This is a genomic window from Prevotella aurantiaca (assembly GCF_015262605.1).
Classification (GTDB): Bacteria; Bacteroidota; Bacteroidia; order Bacteroidales; family Bacteroidaceae; genus Prevotella; species Prevotella aurantiaca.
In genome coordinates this window covers 22,710-28,839 of record NZ_JABZSJ010000032.1, presented here as the reverse complement: position 1 = coordinate 28,839, position 6,130 = coordinate 22,710, and the positions used below count along the sequence as shown (strand labels likewise).

The following is a 6,130-nucleotide window of genomic DNA, read 5'->3' as shown; positions in this document are numbered from 1 at the left end:
ATTTGACAGTCTCCAGAGATTCTTAAGAGGGAATTAACTGAATTACCCTAATTATTTGCGCGTCTATACATTATATTTGTCGCGCTTATTTCTATTTACGTTTAGTTTAAATGTGCCAGTAAGTTCATTTTTACATCTTAGAAAACATCTGCTTCGTGAATAGCAATAGTCCTAATACTTACCTATTGCCAACTATCGTAAGACAAGTTAGCATATTGGATGTTGATAGAAGCTGCTATGCATTTGCTTTCAATTCAATGTTCATTTCTGCTATCGAATCGGTAGGTGCAGTTGTTATCCGGCGTCCTAAAAAGTAACAGTATTGGTGTTTTCCTCACTGTTTCGCTTCGATGTGTTTCCACAATCATAAAGATTGTAGAGGCAGCAAGTACGGCAAAACAAGCTTATATGTTTTTTACATATCTTGGTTGTCCGAGATCTTTCGGTAGCAAAGATATGAATTAAACACAATATAACATAATATAATTCTTTAAAAATACCGAAAAATTATTTTAATTTCCTACAATTCATTTATACTTGTAAAACTAATATATATTGAAAGTTTCTACATTAACACATTTTTTATATTCATAGATTGCCACATACAAAACAAGTAGTTGCAAATTTCCAACTCAAAATTAGAATGATAACTTAATAATAAGAAAGAAACACATTGCAATAAACAATGTAAAATCAACGAGTAGTTTTATTTGAGAGAGCAAATTTTTATTTTTTAGCAATTTTATTGTACGCTGGAAGTCCTACTTCTCGATTATCAAAGTATGATTTTGAAAAATATAGAACGATAGATTAAAATCTCATTTTATTTATCTAACTTTGCAACTACATTAAAAGTCTATACACACATATACCGTAAACAAAATGAAAGAATTGGAACTCAAGTATGGTTGCAATCCCAATCAGAAACCTTCGCGTATTTTTATGGACGAAGGAGAATTACCTATTGAAGTACTGAATGGTCGTCCTGGTTATATTAACTTCCTTGATGCACTCAACAGTTGGCAACTTGTTAAGGAATTAAAAGCTGCAACTGGTTTACCTGCCGCAGCTTCTTTCAAACATGTTAGTCCTGCTGGTGCAGCGGTTGGTTTACCTCTAAGCGACACTTTGAAGAAGATTTACTTCGTAGATGATATTGATTTTGAACTAACTCCTCTTGCTTCAGCTTACGCTCGTGCCAGAGGTGCCGATCGTATGTGTTCGTATGGAGATTTCTGTGCTTTGAGTGATACTTGTGATGAAGCTACTGCTCGACTTATTAACCGCGAGGTTAGCGATGGAGTAATAGCTCCTGATTATACACCTGAGGCACTTGAGATATTTAAAAAGAAGCGTAAAGGAAACTATAACGTTATTAAAATAAACCCAAACTACCAACCTGCGCCAATAGAACGCAAGCAAGTATTTGGCATAACCTTTGAACAAGGACGCAACGAAATAAAACTCGATGACCCAAAGTTGTTCGAAAACATACCAACGAAGAATAAAACCTTTACGGAAGAGGCAAAACGCGACCTTATTATTGCACTAATTACACTGAAATATACACAGAGTAACTCTGTTTGCTACGTGAAAGATGGGCAGGCGATTGGTATTGGAGCTGGCCAGCAGAGCCGTATTCACTGCACAAGATTGGCAGGAAGCAAAGTGGATGAATGGTGGTTGAGACAATGTCCTAAGGTTATGAATCTTCCTTTTAAGGAAGGAATACACCGTGCAGACCGTGATAACTCTATCAATATCTTCATTTCTGATGAATACGAAGACCTTTTACAGGAAGGTACGTGGCAACTATTCTTCACCGAAAAGCCTGATCCACTTACTATTGATGAGCGAAAGGCATGGCTTTCTCAGAATACTAAGGTTGCATTAGGCTCTGATGCTTTCTTTCCTTTTGGCGACAATATAGAACGTGCGCATAAGAGTGGTGTTGAATATATAGTACAAGCAGGTGGTAGTATACGAGATGACCATGTTATAGAGACCTGCGATAAGTACGGAATTGCAATGGCTTTCACAGGCGTACGCTTGTTCCATCATTGATAAATGAAAGTTCCAAACCAACTTAAAAACAAACAACATGAGCGAAATAGACGAAATTATTGAAACTGGAATGGTCTTCCGAGCTGCACCAAAACCAAAAGTGGACGATGGAAAAGTAAAGACCAAAGCCAAGAAAAAGAAGTATATTACGGGAGCACATGGTTCTGGCAGTGCTAAGCAAAAAGCTAAATACCGCCAGCAACGTGCTAACCGTCATAAATAACAATTAAGATATTAAACATCTTTAATAACAGGTAAACATCATAAAGCAGGAATTGCAATAGTGGAAGTATGATTTTTATTTCTTATTATATAAGGTATAGCAGAGATATCAAATAAATCATACGTTCTTCGAAAGTTTCTTAAACGAAATAAAAGAAGGCTACTTCTCAGCGTTCCTCTTTTTATTGTTTGCCGTTATTACGTTCGCCACTATAATTTCTGAAACATCGCCTTCAACAATAAGACAATTATTTTCTATAAAAGTAACTATTACTTGATAAGATCAAACTAATCTAATCTTTGAGAAGAACATACTTTATCAAAACATCAGCAAACTTGCTGAACATACCTTTATAGCTTAACTCCATTTTATTCTATTAATCTTAATAAGCCGTACACCATGAAACACAACGACTATCAAACTCTTTTGCATCTTTAGCTAATATTTGTTGTATCTTTTACAACATTATAAGTAATTAACACAAATACCTAGATGATATAAAAAAATATCTCTTATCTTTGCAGACGATATTCTAAAAAAATAAGAAATATGAAGAAAGTATTAGTTTTAATGGCAGCTTGCGCCACAATGGTAGCATGCCAACAAAAAGGTAAACCAGAAGCTGAAGCAAAAACAGGTGATACAACAAACGTAGAAGTAATTGACTCAATGAGCTATGCAGGTGAAGTTCCTGCAGCTGACGGACCAGGTATTCGTTATGAAATTACATTGGCATCTGATAGCACAAATGGTTTCAGCATTAAAGAAACTTACCTCGAAGCAGAAAAGGGTAAGGATAAGGTGAATAACTACAGCGGTAAGGCTGAGAAGATAGAGAAGGATGTAAATGGTACTAAGAAGGTTGCTTACAAGTTTGCAACTGGTAAAGACAATGCACTTTACTTCCTCCAAGTTAACGATTCTACTCTCCGCATGGTTAACGATAAGTTGGAAGAAGGTGTAAATAAGGACCTCAACTACGACTTGAAGTTAGTTAAGTAAGCCTTCCCTATACGGATAAGAAATTAAAATGGGGGAACAATGAACCGAAAGGAACATTGTTCCCCATTTTTTTATAAGCAGTATTTGTAACCAAATTATATAAAAGCCTGGCTTATTTCGGTTAGCATTTGCTTTTGTAACCTTAATTGCTCTGTTTCAGCAATATCTTCCTCTTCAATCCTATTACATTCTTTTCCCATGAATTCATTACTTTAATGAAATTAGAGAGTCTAATTATAGCAACTTCAATCTTGTCCATATTTAATTTACATTAATGAGTATTTTTAAACGTTTTCTTAATTTTGTTCATGCTTGATATAACTTCCCATATTCGGTTCATGATATCGGAATCTTTTGTAATACAGTCCTGTTTCAACATCCTCATACTGACCTTGATACTTAAAGGGAATGAAGGTGGATTTAATGTTGCCTAAAAAACTGAAAGAATGAGGAACAAATGAAGGTTACCTTGATATTTTAAGCATAGGTAAATGATTTAATGTAAGCTAGTTACAAAGGGTAGAAAAATTATTATTACAAAATAAAAATTTATAATAATAAAAAAATAATTTGTAATTATAAATTTGATAGATAATAATAGAAATCAGTTGAAAATTATCGGAGATACAAAGAAAAGCACTATATTTGTAAGTACTTAGGAGAAGAAAAGAATATGAAACAGCAAGTTGTCTTTACACATCAGTTCGAACAAAGTCTTTCGGAAACCATTGCAAAATGCAATCCCGACAAGGTGTTTATCCTTGCCGACGATACCACTGCCCATGTGTGTTACAACAGAATAAAGGACTTCGAATGTCTTAAAGGTGCGCAACTGATTACTATTCCGAATTCTGATATCCACAAAGACCTTACTTCTCTCACCCATGTTTGGACAACTTTGCAGACAGAGAAGGCCTCTCGCTACTCACTACTCATTAATCTTGGCGGTGGAATGATAACCGATCTTGGTGGATTTGCTGCTGCTACTTTTAAACGTGGTATCTATTTCATCAACGTACCGACTACGCTTTTGGCAATGGTTGATGCGAGTGTGGGCGGCAAAACAGGCATTAACTTTGGAGGATTGAAGAACGAAATAGGTGTATTCTGCCATGCTGAAACTGTTATTATAGACACTACTTGGCTACAAACGCTCGACAACGAAAACCTATTGAGCGGTTATGCTGAAATGTTAAAGCACGGATTGATAACCGAAAAAGCAGCATTGGCACCCTTATTATCTTTCGACACCAATATATTCAACTTACAACTACTTGCAGAAATGCTGAAAGAGAGCGTTGAAATAAAAGAAAATATAGTAGAACAAGACCCCCATGAGAAGCATATAAGGAAGGCTTTAAACTTCGGGCATACGTTTGGGCATAGCTTTGAAGCCTGGTCGATGACACGAAAGCCTATTCTTCACGGCTATGCAGTGGCATTTGGAATTGTTTGCGAGCTTTTTCTTTCGGTTATAAAACAAGGTTTTCCAACTGAAACAATGCGGAAAACCGTTAATTTTATCAAGGCTAATTATGGAGATTTTCTTATTTCCTGTAGCGACTACGATACACTAATTGACCTTATGAAGCACGATAAAAAGAATGTTAACAGCACAATTAACTTTACCTTATTACAAGATTTAGGTAAGATTTCCATCAATCAGACTGCGACAGACGATGAAATAAAGGAAGCTTTAGACTTCCTAAGAGAAGGCTAAAGTCAGTTTTAAGAAATCAGTTTGTAGGCATTTACGACGCAGAAGAAGAGAAAAACCTACGTTTTTTGGGCTGTTTGGTCTAACATCTGCATTGCTTTTGCTCGTGCAATCTTACCCGTTTCAGTGGTTGGAATACTACTTACATGTTGATAATACGCAGGTTGCCAATATCGTGGCAACACTTTCGTACAAGCATTGCGTATCTCTTCCAAGTCATTAGCCTCAGTTAGAAGCACTATTTCCTCACCAAACTTTTTGTTTTTTCGCTTCGTTATCAAGAAAGGAGCAACGATATGTGGGCGTAAAGCCTGTTCCACCTCTTCCATTTGCACCTTTATTCCACCCGAATTGATGGTGTTATCTTTGCGACCAAGTATGCGAAACTCGGTTCGTTTCCCATCTTCCGATTGTCGCAGTTCGGCTATATCATTCGTTTCTAAGCATTCTGTACAAACGGCAGGAGCATCTATAACCAAACAATCATTGCTGTTTAACGACACCTTAACACTATCAAATGGCGTGTACCAATCGCTTCTTTTATTACCATTTAAACGACGAAGGGCAATGTGCGAGAGCGTTTCAGTCATACCGTAAGTACTCCATACCGCATTCGGAAAGTCTTTTAGCTGTTCCGAAAGACCATCATCGATACTTCCACCACCTATAATTAAGTGTCGAATGCGCTGCAATCGCTCGCGTTCTTTACTGTTTTGCAGTGTATTGAATACTTGTAAAGGCACCATGGCCGCAAAGGTAATAGGTTCGTTGGGGTTAGACAACTGAGCAAGCGAAGCATCGGAAAGTGGATTTCCTGAAGGTTTCACATTCATTAAGCGTAATTTTCGCTCTATACTACGCACCACAACCATCTTTCCAGCGATGTAATCAAGCGGCATACACAACAAAGCTGTATCGTTAGGACACAGCTTAAGAAAATCGCAAGTAATGCGTGCAGAGTTCAGCATACGAACTTTTTCGACACGCAACGGCTTCGGTTGCCCTGTCGAACCACTCGTATGGACAAGCAAAGTAGGGTCTTCGTTATGCCATTCGTTCAGAAATTGCTCTAAAGTCATTGCTGTTTTCATGTTTAAAAGTCCTGCTATCAACCTTTCTTTCCT

At 36.9% G+C, this 6,130-nt stretch carries 6 protein-coding genes; 4 read left to right on the top strand and 2 right to left on the bottom strand.

What is annotated here, in order from left to right:
* Positions 1-858: 858 nt before the first annotated feature.
* The 3 genes from HXN26_RS06845 (at position 859) to HXN26_RS06835 (ending at position 3,289) form a co-directional block, all read left to right on the top strand.
* Complete coding sequence (locus HXN26_RS06845; protein WP_337954480.1) at positions 859-2,064, top strand: phosphoribosylaminoimidazolecarboxamide formyltransferase; 1,206 nt, start codon at positions 859-861, stop codon at positions 2,062-2,064.
* Between the two features lie 37 nt (positions 2,065-2,101).
* Positions 2,102-2,287: a hypothetical protein gene (locus tag HXN26_RS06840; RefSeq protein WP_025000747.1), complete on the top strand. Its 186-nt coding sequence runs from the start codon at positions 2,102-2,104 to the stop codon at positions 2,285-2,287.
* A gap of 549 nt (positions 2,288-2,836) precedes the next feature.
* On the top strand, positions 2,837-3,289 hold the full coding sequence (locus HXN26_RS06835; protein ID WP_273159837.1) for a copper resistance protein NlpE N-terminal domain-containing protein: 453 nt from the start codon (positions 2,837-2,839) through the stop codon (positions 3,287-3,289).
* Positions 3,290-3,585: 296 nt separating this feature from the next.
* Here HXN26_RS06835 and HXN26_RS06830 read toward each other — a convergent pair whose 3' ends face one another.
* Entirely contained in the window at positions 3,586-3,699 is a 114-nt protein-coding gene (locus tag HXN26_RS06830) for an RHS repeat-associated core domain-containing protein (protein WP_273159843.1), read from the bottom strand.
* Positions 3,700-3,962: 263 nt separating this feature from the next.
* Between HXN26_RS06830 and aroB the strand changes: the two genes are divergently transcribed.
* Entirely contained in the window at positions 3,963-5,009 is a 1,047-nt protein-coding gene (aroB, locus tag HXN26_RS06825; RefSeq protein ID WP_273159834.1) for a 3-dehydroquinate synthase, read from the top strand.
* 56 nt (positions 5,010-5,065) lie between these two features.
* Here the strand turns inward: aroB and HXN26_RS06820 are convergent, their stop codons facing one another.
* Positions 5,066-6,085: an AMP-binding protein gene (locus HXN26_RS06820; protein ID WP_273159841.1), complete on the bottom strand. Its 1,020-nt coding sequence runs from the start codon at positions 6,083-6,085 to the stop codon at positions 5,066-5,068.
* Between the last annotated feature and the right edge of the window lie 45 nt (positions 6,086-6,130).